Origin of the sequence: Bacillus pfraonensis (genome assembly GCF_050768835.1) — a bacterium.
GTDB lineage: Bacteria > Bacillota > Bacilli > Bacillales > Bacillaceae_G > Bacillus_A > Bacillus_A pfraonensis.
Window position 1 is genome coordinate 165,851 of record NZ_JAHCDO010000008.1, and the last position, 13,124, is coordinate 178,974.

At 39.9% G+C, this 13,124-nt stretch carries 14 protein-coding genes; 12 read left to right on the forward strand and 2 right to left on the reverse strand.

Going from position 1 to position 13,124, the window contains the following annotated elements:
* Positions 1 to 431: 431 nt before the first annotated feature.
* The 12 genes from murA (at position 432) to KFD70_RS09695 (ending at position 12,163) form a co-directional block, all read left to right on the forward strand.
* The gene (murA, locus tag KFD70_RS09640; protein WP_336451539.1) at positions 432 to 1,721 is read left to right on the forward strand and encodes a UDP-N-acetylglucosamine 1-carboxyvinyltransferase; all 1,290 of its coding nucleotides are present in this window, start codon (positions 432 to 434) and stop codon (positions 1,719 to 1,721) included.
* A 155-nt stretch (positions 1,722 to 1,876) separates the two neighbouring features.
* Positions 1,877 to 2,842: a class II fructose-bisphosphatase gene (glpX, locus tag KFD70_RS09645; protein ID WP_336451540.1), complete on the forward strand. Its 966-nt coding sequence runs from the start codon at positions 1,877 to 1,879 to the stop codon at positions 2,840 to 2,842.
* 516 nt (positions 2,843 to 3,358) lie between these two features.
* The gene (gene rho / locus KFD70_RS09650; protein ID WP_017153573.1) at positions 3,359 to 4,630 is read left to right on the forward strand and encodes a transcription termination factor Rho; all 1,272 of its coding nucleotides are present in this window, start codon (positions 3,359 to 3,361) and stop codon (positions 4,628 to 4,630) included.
* A 178-nt stretch (positions 4,631 to 4,808) separates the two neighbouring features.
* Complete coding sequence (locus tag KFD70_RS09655; protein ID WP_336451541.1) at positions 4,809 to 5,033, forward strand: hypothetical protein; 225 nt, start codon at positions 4,809 to 4,811, stop codon at positions 5,031 to 5,033.
* A 96-nt stretch (positions 5,034 to 5,129) separates the two neighbouring features.
* A complete protein-coding gene (locus tag KFD70_RS09660) occupies positions 5,130 to 5,375 on the forward strand; it encodes a type B 50S ribosomal protein L31 (RefSeq protein WP_000643436.1) in 246 nt (81 codons plus the stop codon).
* Between the two features lie 108 nt (positions 5,376 to 5,483).
* Complete coding sequence (locus tag KFD70_RS09665; RefSeq protein ID WP_336451542.1) at positions 5,484 to 6,068, forward strand: thymidine kinase; 585 nt, start codon at positions 5,484 to 5,486, stop codon at positions 6,066 to 6,068.
* Positions 6,069 to 6,584: 516 nt separating this feature from the next.
* Positions 6,585 to 7,652 carry a peptide chain release factor 1 gene (gene prfA, locus KFD70_RS09670; RefSeq protein WP_336451707.1) on the forward strand — a complete coding sequence of 356 codons (1,068 nt, stop codon included), beginning with the start codon at positions 6,585 to 6,587 and terminating at the stop codon, positions 7,650 to 7,652.
* A complete protein-coding gene (prmC, locus tag KFD70_RS09675) occupies positions 7,652 to 8,503 on the forward strand; it encodes a peptide chain release factor N(5)-glutamine methyltransferase (RefSeq protein ID WP_336451543.1) in 852 nt (283 codons plus the stop codon). The genes prfA and prmC overlap by 1 nt, the downstream gene beginning before the upstream one ends.
* A 395-nt stretch (positions 8,504 to 8,898) precedes the next feature.
* Positions 8,899 to 9,768 carry a stage II sporulation protein R gene (spoIIR, locus tag KFD70_RS09680; RefSeq protein ID WP_336451544.1) on the forward strand — a complete coding sequence of 290 codons (870 nt, stop codon included), beginning with the start codon at positions 8,899 to 8,901 and terminating at the stop codon, positions 9,766 to 9,768.
* 50 nt (positions 9,769 to 9,818) lie between these two features.
* A complete protein-coding gene (locus KFD70_RS09685) occupies positions 9,819 to 10,277 on the forward strand; it encodes a mechanosensitive ion channel protein (protein WP_336451545.1) in 459 nt (152 codons plus the stop codon).
* Positions 10,278 to 10,385: 108 nt separating this feature from the next.
* Positions 10,386 to 11,429 carry an L-threonylcarbamoyladenylate synthase gene (locus tag KFD70_RS09690; RefSeq protein WP_336451546.1) on the forward strand — a complete coding sequence of 348 codons (1,044 nt, stop codon included), beginning with the start codon at positions 10,386 to 10,388 and terminating at the stop codon, positions 11,427 to 11,429.
* A 185-nt stretch (positions 11,430 to 11,614) separates the two neighbouring features.
* Positions 11,615 to 12,163 (forward strand): manganese efflux pump MntP, encoded by a 549-nt coding sequence (locus KFD70_RS09695; RefSeq protein ID WP_336451547.1) that lies wholly within the window; start codon positions 11,615 to 11,617, stop codon positions 12,161 to 12,163.
* Here the strand turns inward: KFD70_RS09695 and KFD70_RS09700 are convergent.
* Together KFD70_RS09700 and KFD70_RS09705 are read right to left on the reverse strand one after the other, a co-directional pair.
* Positions 12,141 to 12,266, reverse strand: a complete 126-nt coding sequence (locus KFD70_RS09700) for a hypothetical protein (protein ID WP_336451548.1) — start codon at positions 12,264 to 12,266, stop codon at positions 12,141 to 12,143. The two genes, KFD70_RS09695 and KFD70_RS09700, sit on opposite strands and share 23 nt — an antisense overlap.
* A gap of 167 nt (positions 12,267 to 12,433) precedes the next feature.
* Positions 12,434 to 13,045 (reverse strand): flavin reductase family protein, encoded by a 612-nt coding sequence (locus KFD70_RS09705; protein WP_336451549.1) that lies wholly within the window; start codon positions 13,043 to 13,045, stop codon positions 12,434 to 12,436.
* Positions 13,046 to 13,124: the final 79 nt, after the last annotated feature.

A 13,124-nucleotide genomic window follows, 5' to 3' on the forward strand; every position in this document is an offset into this window, starting at 1 on the left:
ATTCCGTTTTGGAAACCGTCTACTCTTTTAGACGGTTTCCTTTCGTTGTATAATGAAAGCGTGAACATATCTTAAGATTAATTAAATTTCTACATTTCCTCGTATTACCTATGTATGAAGGGAGTTTTCTACTCCTTTTCAATATAAAAATGGAACATAATGTGCATAGTCCTATTAATAAATGTAATAACGTATCTAGAGTAATCGATGAACAAATCTTGACAAGCAGTTAGTCTTCATCTGCTCACTTAAGGTATAGATAGCTATTTTTAGGTGGGGCCTTACTGCTTGTTAAGTTTAGACCAGAGAAGAGAGAATACAATATGTTGGTTGATAGTTTGCTGAACGAATGAGATTCTTAAGGAAAGGCTTTCTGTTTTTTATTAAAAGGGAAACTGAAAGTAAATACATTCACAAGAAGGGAGCTCAACATGGAAAAGTTGCTGATTGAAGGTGGACGACCTTTAAACGGATCAATTCGCGTGAGCGGTGCGAAGAATAGTGCTGTTGCTTTAATTCCAGCGACCATTTTAGCTGATACTCCAGTGACCATCGGTGGTGTACCTAATATTTCAGATGTGAAGATGTTAGGAGACCTACTAGAGGAAATTGGAGGGAGTGTAGCGTATGGTCAGGAGGAAGAGATGACAGTTGATCCTTCCAAAATGGTTGCTATGCCCTTGCCAAATGGGAAAGTAAAAAAACTACGTGCTTCTTATTACTTGATGGGCGCTATGCTTGGTCGTTTTAAAAAAGCTGTAATTGGGCTTCCTGGTGGATGTCACTTAGGACCAAGACCAATCGATCAGCATATCAAAGGTTTTGAAGCGTTAGGTGCACATGTCACAAATGAGCAAGGTGCAATCTATTTAAGAGCAGATGAATTACGAGGAGCTCGTATTTATTTAGATGTTGTTAGTGTAGGAGCAACAATTAATATTATGCTAGCAGCTGTGCGTGCAAAAGGTAGAACAGTGATTGAAAATGCTGCGAAAGAACCAGAAATTATTGATGTAGCGACATTATTAACAAGTATGGGAGCGCGAATTAAAGGTGCTGGTACAGATGTGATTCGTATTGATGGGGTGGATTCCCTTCATGGATGTCACCATTCTATTATTCCAGACCGAATTGAAGCGGGTACGTACATGATTTTAGGTGCAGCGTCTGGTGGAGAAGTAACAGTTGATAATGTAATCCCGCAACATTTAGAGTCAGTCACTGCAAAGTTACGTGAAGCTGGTGTACAAGTTGAGACGAATGATGATCAAATTACAGTAAATGGGAATCGTAAGTTAAAGACAGTTGATATAAAGACGCTTGTGTACCCAGGTTTCCCGACAGACCTGCAGCAACCTTTTACAACCCTTTTAACGAAGGCTCATGGAACAGGAGTTGTAACGGATACGATTTATGGTGCTCGGTTTAAACATATTGATGAATTGCGCCGGATGAATGCACAAATTAAGGTAGAAGGTCGTTCTGCGATTGTGACAGGACCTGTCTCACTTCAGGGAGCAAAGGTAAAAGCGAGCGATTTACGAGCGGGTGCAGCTCTTGTAATTGCGGGATTAATGGCTGAAGGAATTACAGAAGTAACAGGGCTCGAACATATTGATCGAGGCTACGAGAATATAGTAGACAAGCTTAAAGGTCTTGGTGCAAATATTTGGCGAGAACAAATGACGCAGCAAGAGATTGAAGAAATGAAAAATGCATAATATTGTATGTTTTACTAGTTGGTAAAACATGCGAATAAAGTGGTGATGCTTCCGTTAATGGGGGACGAAGAATCGCTACTGACGGAAGTTTTCATAGAAAGAAACAGTTCACAACATACGGCATAAATATTAAGACTTAAAGGAGAGGGATTATTGTGGAAAGAAGTTTATCTATGGAGTTAGTACGTGTAACAGAGGCTGCAGCATTATCATCAGCACGTTGGATGGGACGCGGTAAAAAGGATGAAGCAGACGGTGCAGCAACATCAGCAATGCGCGATGTGTTCGATACAATTCCGATGAAAGGTACAGTTGTAATTGGCGAAGGAGAAATGGATGAAGCGCCAATGCTATACATCGGAGAAAAATTAGGTACAGGATACGGCCCACGTGTTGATGTTGCAGTTGATCCGTTAGAGGGAACAAATATCGTAGCAGCTGGAGGCTGGAATGCACTTGCTGTTATTGCGATTGCGGATCATGGTAATTTGTTACATGCTCCTGACATGTACATGGATAAAATTGCGGTTGGACCAGAAGCGGTTGGTGCAGTTGATATTGACGCACCTATTATTGATAACTTACGCGCTGTTGCAAAAGCAAAAAATAAGGATATTGAAGATGTTGTGGCAACAGTTCTAAACCGTCCACGTCACCAAGCAATTATTGAAGAAATTCGTAAAGCTGGTGCTCGTATTAAATTAATTAATGATGGCGATGTAGCTGGAGCGATTAATACAGCATTTGATCGTACAGGTGTTGATATTTTATTCGGTTCTGGTGGCGCACCTGAAGGCGTTCTTGCAGCAGTTGCATTAAAATGTTTAGGTGGAGAAATTCAGGGGAAGCTCCTTCCTCAAAATGAAGCAGAATTAGCGCGTTGCAAAAAGATGGGTATTGAAGATACCAATCGTATTCTTCGTATGGAAGACTTAGTAAAAGGTGACGATGCAATCTTTGCAGCAACAGGTGTAACAGATGGAGAATTACTACGTGGCGTTCAATTTAAAGGAAGCGTCGGTACAACAGAATCCCTTGTTATGCGTGCAAAATCAGGAACAGTTCGTTTCGTTGACGGACGTCACAGCTTAAACAAAAAACCGAATTTGGTTATTAAATAAAAAAGCGGAGGCGGCTCGTTCAGCTCTGACTGGCTAAGGTTCTCTCACACAAAAGGTGCTTTTTGCCTTTAGTGTGGGAGGTTCTTAGACATGAAGAGCTAGCCGCCGGAGCTGGATTAAATAAAAGCGGAAGCAGCTCGATTAGAATGGGAGGGGGATGGAGCTTCTGACGTAGAGGCGCATTTTGCCTCGTAGGAAGACGTGAAGCCACCGACCATTCTAGCTGCTGGAGCTGGATAAATAAAAGGCGGAAATGGCTCGTTCAGCTCTAATCTAGCCATTATCCAAATGCTATAAACAGAGAAAAACGGAAGCAATATAAAAGCGGAGACAACTTTTCTTGTCTTCGCTTCTTGTATTTGTGTTACAACGTATTGATTAAAACTAGACAAAAGGGTTACAATAGTGAATATTACCCTACTTGAACTTATTGCCTTTCATTATTATGTATTTGCCTTCCGTATATTTTCCCTTTACCCATGTGAAAAGAGAATAATGTTAAAGTGTGGTGTCTGAATGAATTTGTCAATTGCAGCATTAGAAAACATGAAATTAAAAGAGTTATATGAGCTTGCGAAAGAATTTAAGATTTCGTATTACAGCAAATTAACAAAGAAAGAGTTAATTTTTGCTATATTAAAAGCTCGTGCAGAAAAAGAAGGTTTCTTCTTTATGGAAGGTGTACTCGAAATTATTCAATCAGAAGGTTTCGGTTTCCTACGTCCAATCAACTATTCTCCAAGCTCAGAAGATATTTATATTTCAGCTTCGCAAATTCGTCGTTTTGATTTGCGTAATGGAGATAAGGTTTCTGGTAAAGTACGCCCGCCGAAAGAAAACGAACGCTACTTTGGATTGCTACAGGTTGAAGCGGTAAATGGGGATGACCCAGAATCTGCAAAAGAACGTGTGCATTTTCCCGCATTAACACCGTTGTATCCAAATCGTCAAATGAAATTGGAGACGGAGCCAAAGAAGCTGTCAACACGCATCATGGATTTAATTGCACCAGTTGGATTTGGACAACGTGGTTTAATTGTTGCGCCTCCAAAGGCTGGTAAAACGATACTATTAAAAGAAATTGCTCATAGTATCACAACGAACCATCCAGAAGCAGAATTAATCGTACTTTTAATCGACGAACGTCCAGAGGAAGTAACGGATATCGAACGTTCTGTTAAAGGTGATGTTGTAAGTTCTACTTTCGATGAAGTACCAGAAAATCATATTAAAGTAGCTGAGCTTGTATTAGAACGTGCGATGCGTCTTGTAGAACATAAAAAAGACGTTATCATTTTAATGGATAGTATTACCCGTTTAGCACGTGCTTACAACCTTGTTATTCCACCAAGTGGACGTACATTGTCAGGTGGTATTGATCCAGCAGCATTCCATAGACCAAAACGATTCTTTGGGGCAGCTCGTAATATCGAAGAGGGCGGTAGCTTAACAATTTTAGCGACGGCACTTGTTGATACAGGGTCTCGTATGGACGATGTCATTTACGAAGAATTTAAAGGAACAGGAAATATGGAGCTTCATTTAGATCGCTCGTTAGCTGAGCGTCGTATCTTCCCAGCGATTGATATTCGCCGTTCTGGTACGCGTAAAGAAGATCTATTAATTCCAAAAGAACATTTAGACAAGCTATGGGGTATTCGTAAAACAATGCGTGATACACCGGACTTTGTTGAAAGTTTCTTACGTAAACTTCGTCAAACGAAAACAAATGAAGAATTTTTACAAAACATTGTTGCAGATTCCAAGAGATATGTAACAACGAAGTAAAGGGAAACGGTGAGACTCGCTTATTTTTATGCTAAGCGAGTTTTTTCATGCCTTTTTGGGAGAGAACCTTAGCCGATCAGAGCTGAACGAGCCACCTGCGCTTTTAGAGATATCCAGCTCCAGTGGCAAGCTCTTCGCATCTAAGAACCTTCCGCCCAAAAGGCAAAGAGCGCCTTGTGTGCGAAAGAACCTTAGCTGGTCAGAGCTGAACGAGCCACCTGCGCTTTTAGGATATCCAGTTCCAGCGGCAAGAATTGTCGGTGACTTCGCGTCTTCCTGCGAGGCAAAAAGCGTCTCAACGTCAGAAGCTCCATCCCCCTCCCATTTTGAGCGAGCTGCTTCCACTTTTATTTTAACAATGCTAAAAACAGGTAGTTGCAAAATGAAGTTAGCCTTGTTATAATTTCATCATATGTGTTTCATCAATATAGTTGTGATTGCAGCTAAAGATGAAAAACTCTGTTTCGAAAATGATTCAGGGCGGAAGGAGATGAAAAGAATGAAAGCAGGAATTCATCCGGATTACAAGAAAGTTGTATTCATGGACACAAACACAGGCTTCAAATTCTTAAGCGGATCTACTAAAGGATCTAGCGAAACGGTTGAGTGGGAAGATGGAAACACTTATCCATTACTAAAAGTTGAGATCAGTTCTGATTCTCACCCATTCTACACTGGACGTCAGAAGTTTGCTACTGCAGACGGACGTGTTGACCGCTTCAACAAGAAATACGGTCTTAAGTAATAAAAACATAAAACAGGCAAGTGTATCTATTCGCTTGTCTGTTTTTTTTGCGAAAATATTAAACCTTTGCCTACTTTGGATAAAAAAAGTAGATGAAAGGAGAGCTCAATGTACTTAATAAATCAAAACGGTTGGATTGAAGTGATTTGCGGGAGTATGTTTTCTGGAAAATCAGAAGAGCTCATCCGCCGCATACGCCGTACACAATTTGCAAAGCAAAATGCAATTGTATTTAAACCATGTATTGATAACCGTTATAGTGAAGAAGATGTTGTATCACATAATGGATTAAAGGTAAAAGCAGTTCCTGTTTCAGCTTCAAAAGATATATTTAATCATATAACAGAGGAAATGGACGTTATTGCAATTGATGAGGTGCAATTCTTTGATGGGGACATTGTGGAAGTGGTGCAAATATTGGCAAATCGTGGCTATCGTGTCATTGTAGCCGGTTTAGACCAAGATTTCCGTGGTCTACCATTTGGACAAGTTCCTCAGCTGATGGCGATTGCCGAGTATGTAACGAAGCTGCAAGCAGTTTGTTCTGTATGCGGATCTCCAGCAAGTCGTACACAGCGTTTAATTGATGATGAACCAGCTTCTTTTGATGATCCAATTATTTTAGTTGGAGCTTCAGAGTCATATGAACCACGTTGTCGTCATTGTCATGCTGTACCTACAAAACAACGATAAGTAAAACTCGCTACATAGAGCGGGTTTTTTTCGAAAATAGATGAAGAGTGGGGGCGAGTTGGCTCCGCTTTTAAATGATATCTAGTTCCGGCGGCAAGCTCTTCGCATCTAAGAACCTTCCGCACAAAAGGCAAAGAGCACCTTTTGTGTGAGAGAACCTTAGCTGGTCAGAGCTGAACGAGCCGCATACGCTTTTAAGTGATATCTAGCTCCAGCGGCAAGAATGGTCGGTGGCTTCGCTTCTTCCTGCGAGGCAAAAAGCGCCTCAACGTCAGAAGCTCCATCCCCCTCCCATTCTGAGCGAGCCGCTTGCGCTTTTAAATATATCTAGCTGCGCCTCCTAGGCCCTTGCGTCTAAGAACCTTCCCCACGAGAAGGTAAAAAACACCTTCTGTGGGGAAGAACCTTAGTCACCGGGCCTAAACAGTCGGCTCCGCTTTTAAATATAATTTGCGTTTTTTTGATTAAGTGCCATATACTATTTGTATTAGATACTAGGATGTTGAGGTGAATGATGTGTTAGATCGTTTGCAAGCTGTAGAAGATCGTTATGAGAAGTTAAACGAATTGTTAAGTGATCCAGAGGTTATTAGTGATTCGAATAAGCTTCGTGAATATTCAAAAGAACAATCTGATATACAAGAAACGGTAGAGGTTTACCGTGAGTATAAAGATGTTCGTGAGCAATTACGAGATGCAAAGGCAATGTTAGAAGATAAGTTAGATGCTGACATGCGTGAAATGGTAAAGGAAGAAGTTTCTGAACTAGAAGGACAAGAGAAGGAATTATCAGAGCGTCTGAAAATTTTACTTGTTCCAAAAGACCCAAACGATGATAAAAACGTTATCGTGGAGGTACGTGGTGCAGCTGGTGGCGATGAAGCTGCTTTATTTGCTGGTGATTTATACCGCATGTATAGCCGTTATGCTGAGGTGCAAGGTTGGAAAACTGAAATTATCGAAGCAAGCTATACAGAATTAGGTGGATATAAAGAGATTATCTTTATGATTAACGGTAAAGGTGCTTTCGCAAAATTGAAATTTGAAAATGGTGCACACCGTGTGCAACGTGTTCCGGAAACAGAGTCTGGGGGACGTATCCATACTTCTACAGCAACTGTAGCTGTATTACCAGAAGCAGAAGAAGTGGAAATCGATATTCATGAAAAAGATGTTCGTGTGGATACATTTGCTTCTAGTGGTCCTGGTGGACAAAGTGTTAATACAACGATGTCAGCGGTACGTTTAACGCATTTACCGACTGGTGTAGTTGTATCTTGTCAGGATGAAAAGTCGCAAATTAAGAACAAAGAAAAAGCAATGAAAGTATTACGTGCGCGTGTTTATGATAAGTTTAGGCAAGAAGCTCAGGCTGAGTATGATCAAAACCGTAAGCAAGCTGTTGGTACGGGAGACCGTTCAGAGCGTATTCGTACGTATAACTTCCCGCAAAACCGTGTTACAGACCATCGAATCGGTTTAACGATTCAAAAGCTAGATCAAATCTTACAAGGTAAGTTAGATGATTTCATCAACGCCTTAGTGATGGAAGATCAAGCGCAAAAGATGGAGGCAGCTGAGTAATGCGTGTCTATGAAGCCCTGAAATGGGCTTCTTCTTTTTTACAGGAAAATGGACGAGATGAAAATGCGGGAGAAATCGTCCTTTGTCATGTATTAAAGACGAACCGAACAGGTTTAATGATGAACATGCGTGAAGACATATCTGAGGAACAAGAGAAGTTTTTTACGGAATTTATCCACAAACACGTTGATGGGATTCCTGTTCAATATATGATTGGATATGAAATGTTTTATGGTCGTTCTTTTTTTGTAAATGAAGAAGTGTTAATACCAAGGCCAGAAACAGAAGAACTTATCGTAGGTGTGCTAGATAGAATCCAGCGTATGTTTGGGAAGCAGGAACTTCATGTAGCTGATATTGGCACAGGAAGTGGAGCCATTTCAATTACACTTGCTTTAGAAAATCAAAATCTTCATGTATATACAGTAGATATTGCGCAAGAATCGATTGAAGTTGCGAAAGAAAATGCGAATGCACTAGGTGCGAATGTAACGTTCTATCATGGCGATTTATTGTCACCATTTTATGAAACGGGACAAAAGTTAGATGTTGTTGTCTCAAATCCACCTTATATTCCAGAAGAAGACTGGAGGGGGCTTTCTCCGGTTGTAAAAGAGCATGAGCCAAAGCGTGCCCTTGTTGGCGGGGAAGATGGACTTGATTTTTATCGCCGCTTTATGGAAGAATTGCCAAACGTCTTGCAAAGCAAAGCGATTGTTGCTTTTGAAGTAGGTATAGGGCAAGGGGAAGATGTGAAAGGATTATTGCAGCAAACATTTCCATATGCTCGTGTAGAAGTTGTTTTTGATATTAACGGAAAAGATCGTATGGTCTTTGCGGAGATGGAGTAAGGGAGAACCTTACTCCTTTTTTTGAGGTCATTGAGAAAGGATATGTTACAAAAATACAGGGAGAAATGCTGCGGTTTAGGTAGTGGGAAAATAGTAAATAAAATTTTATCGGCGCAAATTCGAATATATCGACCATTTCTCACAATATATCGGCGCAAATTCAAATATATCAGCGATTCGACAAAGGATATCGACCAACCAACAAATAATGACAAAAGGTAAGGGCCTGTTGGATCCGATGGAGTGAAAAAGTCCCTGACCGCATTTGTACATGGCTAGATGCTCTCTCCCATTCGAAAAGAAAGCTTTAAATTTTTTCTATAGATTTAGAATTTAATAGTTTAGAAAAAGGCAAGTGTGTCTACACTGTTTACCAGAAGGGACGGTGCAAAGATATGAAAAAACAAGCGATTGCCTATTTTCTTTTATTATTAATTGGTGCACAGCTACTTGTGCAGTTTGGATATATGAAAGCTGATGCAAAGGGGCCTGCAGTGATTCCGAAAGAAGCTGTTCGATTACGTATTTTAGCAAATAGTGATTCAGATAAAGATCAAGCGTTAAAGCGTAAAGTGCGCGATGAAGTAAAGGCGCAAATCGATGGTTGGGTAGCAGATTTGAAATCGTTTGAAGATGCACGTCGTGTCATTCAAAGTCACATCCCGGAAATCGAAAAAACGGTTGCGAAAACATTAAAACGAGAAGGAAGTAAAGAATCGTTTCAAGTTACATTTGGTAAAAACATTAAATTTCCTACAAAGGTCTATGGGAATTTTATTTATCCCGCAGGGGAATATGAAGCAGTGCTTATTTCAATTGGGAAAGGGGAAGGAGCAAATTGGTGGTGCGTGCTATTTCCGCCAATGTGTTTCTTAGATTTCTCTAGCGGATCAGCTGTCAAAAAGGAAGAGCATGTTGTAAAAGCGGAATCAATTGATGAGGAAGAACTGCCAGTAGAAACAGAGGAAGAAAAAGAAGAGGTATCGAAAAAACAAGATAAAGAATTTGTATCGAAACAAAAATCAGAACAAGAGTCACCGAAAAAAGAGGGCGCTTCAAAAGTAGAGACTACTGTGAAAGAAACGAACGAAAAAATTGTACAAGAAAAAAGTGTAAAACAAGAGGAAAAACAAATTGTGGAGAAAACAGAACAACCTGTGGAAAAGAAGCAAAAGATTGAAACAGTAGAAATAGAGGAACAAGAGGAAAAACCAGAAGTGAAATTATTTATTGTAGAAGCATTCTCATCGTTATTTTCTAAATAAGTACTACTTTTAAATCCCTCCTCATATATAGAAATGAGGAGGGATTTGCTATGAAAAAGACTTATTTTGCTACAAAAGGTGATGTTGAAAGATTACATTCTTTTTTCGGACAAGCTAATAAGAAAGATGATAAAATAAATGAGTTATATAAACAATTTATGATTTTGGAAGATAACGGAGAAATCCAGGCTGTGATTGGTTATGAACAAAAAGGGGAGAATGCACTCATTCGTTCTTGTTTGTTCACAACTGCTGTGGATAACGGGACCTTCTTATATTTTTTTGAAATGTTTTTGCAGTATATGAAAGAAAAAAGTATCTGGCAAGTATATTTACTCACAAATCATCCACAATCTGTGGCAATATTTCAGTTTTTTCACTTTACAGCTGTGGAAAAAGATCAAGTTCCAGATGATATTCAGCAACTAGAACATTTTTGTGAAAATATAAAACAGCAGAATGTAATAATACTAAATTGTCAGCTATTAACAAAGTTATCCACTGATTGATCAGGTTTATCCACATTTTGTGGATAAACCTTGTTTGTCTTTTGGATAAATGTCATAGTAAACTAATAATAGACAAGTATTTCATGGAAGAAAAGGGCGTGTGAAAAAATGCATACAAATATGTGGGTTGTGGATAATGTTGTGGAAATAAAAAAAGATTATCCACAATTACAAGAAGCAGCAAGATTATTAAGAGAAAATGAAGCGATTGCCTTTCCTACTGAAACGGTGTATGGACTAGGGGCAAATGCGATGAATGATGAAGCGATTGCGAAAATTTTTGAAGCAAAAGGCAGACCGAGTGATAATCCACTTATTGTCCACATTGGTGCAAAATCGCAATTAGGGGAAATTGTTAGAGAGATTACGCCAGTTGCAGAAGTATTAATGAAGCATTTTTGGCCGGGGCCATTAACGATTATTTTGCCTAAAAAAGACGGGATTTCAGAGAAGGTTACAGCAGGATTAGATACGGTTGGAGTGAGAATGCCGGATCATCCGGTAGCGCTTGCTCTTATTGAAGCAGCGAATGTACCAGTTGCAGCACCAAGTGCCAATCGTTCTGGGCGTCCAAGTCCAACGTTAGCTTCTCACGTATATGAAGATCTGAATGGAAGAATTGCTGGTATTGTTGATGGCGGTGCAACGGGTGTTGGTGTTGAATCAACAGTAGTAGATTGTACAAGTGAAGTGCCAACGATTTTACGTCCAGGTGGTATTACAAAGGAACAATTAGAAGAAGTAATCGGAACCGTTTCTTTGGATCCTGCACTAAAAGATGAAAAAGAAAAACCGAAGGCACCAGGAATGAAATATACGCATTATGCACCGAAGGCACCACTTAGTATTGTGGAAGGGTCTCGTGAGTTTATTCAGCAACTTGTGGATAAGAAGAAAGAAGAAGGCTATACGGTGGGTGTATTAACAACAGAAGAGTATCAACATGTGTATAAAGCGAATGTTGTGCTATCTTGTGGTGTGAGAAGTGATTTAGCGAGCATTGCGACGAAATTATATGATGTATTGCGTACGTTTGATGCAAGTGAGGTAGATGTAATTTTTAGTGAGTCATTTCCGAATGAAGGAATTGGAAATGCGATTATGAACCGTTTAACGAAAGCGGCAGGACATCATATTATTATTGAAGAGTAGGCGGATTAAAAAATTAAAACCTATTTTTTAGGGTGGAAGAGAGCATCTAGCCATGCATAGAAGCGGTCAGTGCCTTTTTTGGCCCCATGTGGAGAGAAAGTTTCACTTTATATAGACGACTTGCATAGATTCTATTTTTCCTCGGATGAGCATATTGTGAAGTAGCACGTCCGAGGAGGGACAAAATGACGGTTGAACAGCTAGTACCTTTAATTATAATGGCATTTGCCTTAGGGATGGATGCATTTTCTGTAAGCCTCGGCATGGGTATGGTAACGCTCAGAATGCGACAAATCCTTTATATCGGTATGACAATAGGGCTGTTTCATATTGTTATGCCGTTTCTTGGTATGATACTAGGTCGCTTTTTATCAGAGAAGTTTGGTCATATTGCGACTGTTGCTGGGGCTATTTTGTTAATTGGATTAGGTTTTTATATTGTGTACGCTGCAATTTTAGAAGGGGAAGAGACAAGATCTGCTCCTGTAGGAATAAGTTTATTGGTATTTGCGTTTGGTGTGAGTATCGATAGTTTTTCAGTGGGGCTTAGCTTAGGAATTTATGGAGCGCAAATGATTGTAACGATTTTATTATTTGGGTTGGTTAGCATGATACTAGCATGGGGTGGCTTACTAATTGGAAGACATGCCAAAAGTTTGCTCGGTACATACGGTGAAGTGCTCGGTGGTATCATTCTTGTTGGGTTTGGACTTACCCTTCTTTTTCCAATGTAATCTTGCTATCATATAAGAAAATGGTAAAACCAATCATCCAATAACCAATCACACTGTTACTTGTTACCAATAACCAATGATAGCGAGAGAGGTCTATGACCATTTTAGACTCCTTTATCTTCTTCTATGAATCCCCTACTTATAATGGTGGGGGATTTTTTATGAGACAAAAAAGACCGGCTTGCGTGATGATGCGTAAGCTGGTCTTTTTTGGTGTGAAATGGTCGAACTTTCCAATGCCCTGCGATTCTGAACGAGCCGCTTCCACTTTTAAACTGGCCTTACAAGCTCGAATTGTTCTCCTAGTTTTGCGTAGTTGTGTCCTGCTAGTCGGCTTACTGGTTTTAGTCCTTCTGCATGAATCCGGCCGTTTTCATATAAATGTTCTGCGACGTGGAAGCGGACAACGCGGCCGATTAGTAGGTCGCATGCTGGAGAGTCTTCTGTTCCACCCAGTGGGATGGCGCGTTCTAATATACATTCCATTCGAATATTCGCTTCTTTTACGCCTGGTACGGAGATGACATCACTTTCGATTGGAGTTAGTTTGGCTAATTCAATTTCACTTTGATTTGGAGGAAGGTTTGCAGCAGTTTCATTGATGGCCTCCACATAAGATTCATCGGAAATATGTACAACAAATTCACCTTTTTCAATGGCATTTCGAGAAGTATCTTTTCGTTCTCCTCCTTTACGTTGCACTGAAACAGAGATGAGCGGTGGATTAGCAGCGACGATATTAAAATAGCTGTATGGAGCGCCGTTTAAAACACCATCTTTTGTTACAGAAGTCACGAATGCTACAGGGCGCGGAATAATACTCCCTGTTAATAATTTGTAATTATCTTTTTCTGTTTGTTCATTTGGATTAATCGAAAGCATATTTGTAATCTCCCTTCCTCGATATGAATACTCTTTGTTTGTTTACAAGATGAGGAGGGGAAATTCCTGCTAAAAAATA

What these genes read in the sequence shown, in the direction of transcription:
- KFD70_RS09695 (WP_336451547.1), top strand. Translation starts at nt 11,615, where the DNA reads ATGACGGTTGAACAGCTAGTACCTTTAATTATAATGGCATTTGCCTTA.
- KFD70_RS09705 (WP_336451549.1), bottom strand. Translation starts at nt 13,045, where the DNA reads ATGCTTTCGATTAATCCAAATGAACAAACAGAAAAAGATAATTACAAA.
- KFD70_RS09660 (WP_000643436.1), top strand. Translation starts at nt 5,130, where the DNA reads ATGAAAGCAGGAATTCATCCGGATTACAAGAAAGTTGTATTCATGGAC.
- KFD70_RS09690 (WP_336451546.1), top strand. Translation starts at nt 10,386, where the DNA reads ATGCATACAAATATGTGGGTTGTGGATAATGTTGTGGAAATAAAAAAA.
- rho (WP_017153573.1), top strand. Translation starts at nt 3,359, where the DNA reads ATGAATTTGTCAATTGCAGCATTAGAAAACATGAAATTAAAAGAGTTA.
- spoIIR (WP_336451544.1), top strand. Translation starts at nt 8,899, where the DNA reads ATGAAAAAACAAGCGATTGCCTATTTTCTTTTATTATTAATTGGTGCA.
- KFD70_RS09665 (WP_336451542.1), top strand. Translation starts at nt 5,484, where the DNA reads ATGTACTTAATAAATCAAAACGGTTGGATTGAAGTGATTTGCGGGAGT.
- prmC (WP_336451543.1), top strand. Translation starts at nt 7,652, where the DNA reads ATGCGTGTCTATGAAGCCCTGAAATGGGCTTCTTCTTTTTTACAGGAA.
- murA (WP_336451539.1), top strand. Translation starts at nt 432, where the DNA reads ATGGAAAAGTTGCTGATTGAAGGTGGACGACCTTTAAACGGATCAATT.
- KFD70_RS09700 (WP_336451548.1), bottom strand. Translation starts at nt 12,266, where the DNA reads ATGGTCATAGACCTCTCTCGCTATCATTGGTTATTGGTAACAAGTAAC.
- KFD70_RS09685 (WP_336451545.1), top strand. Translation starts at nt 9,819, where the DNA reads ATGAAAAAGACTTATTTTGCTACAAAAGGTGATGTTGAAAGATTACAT.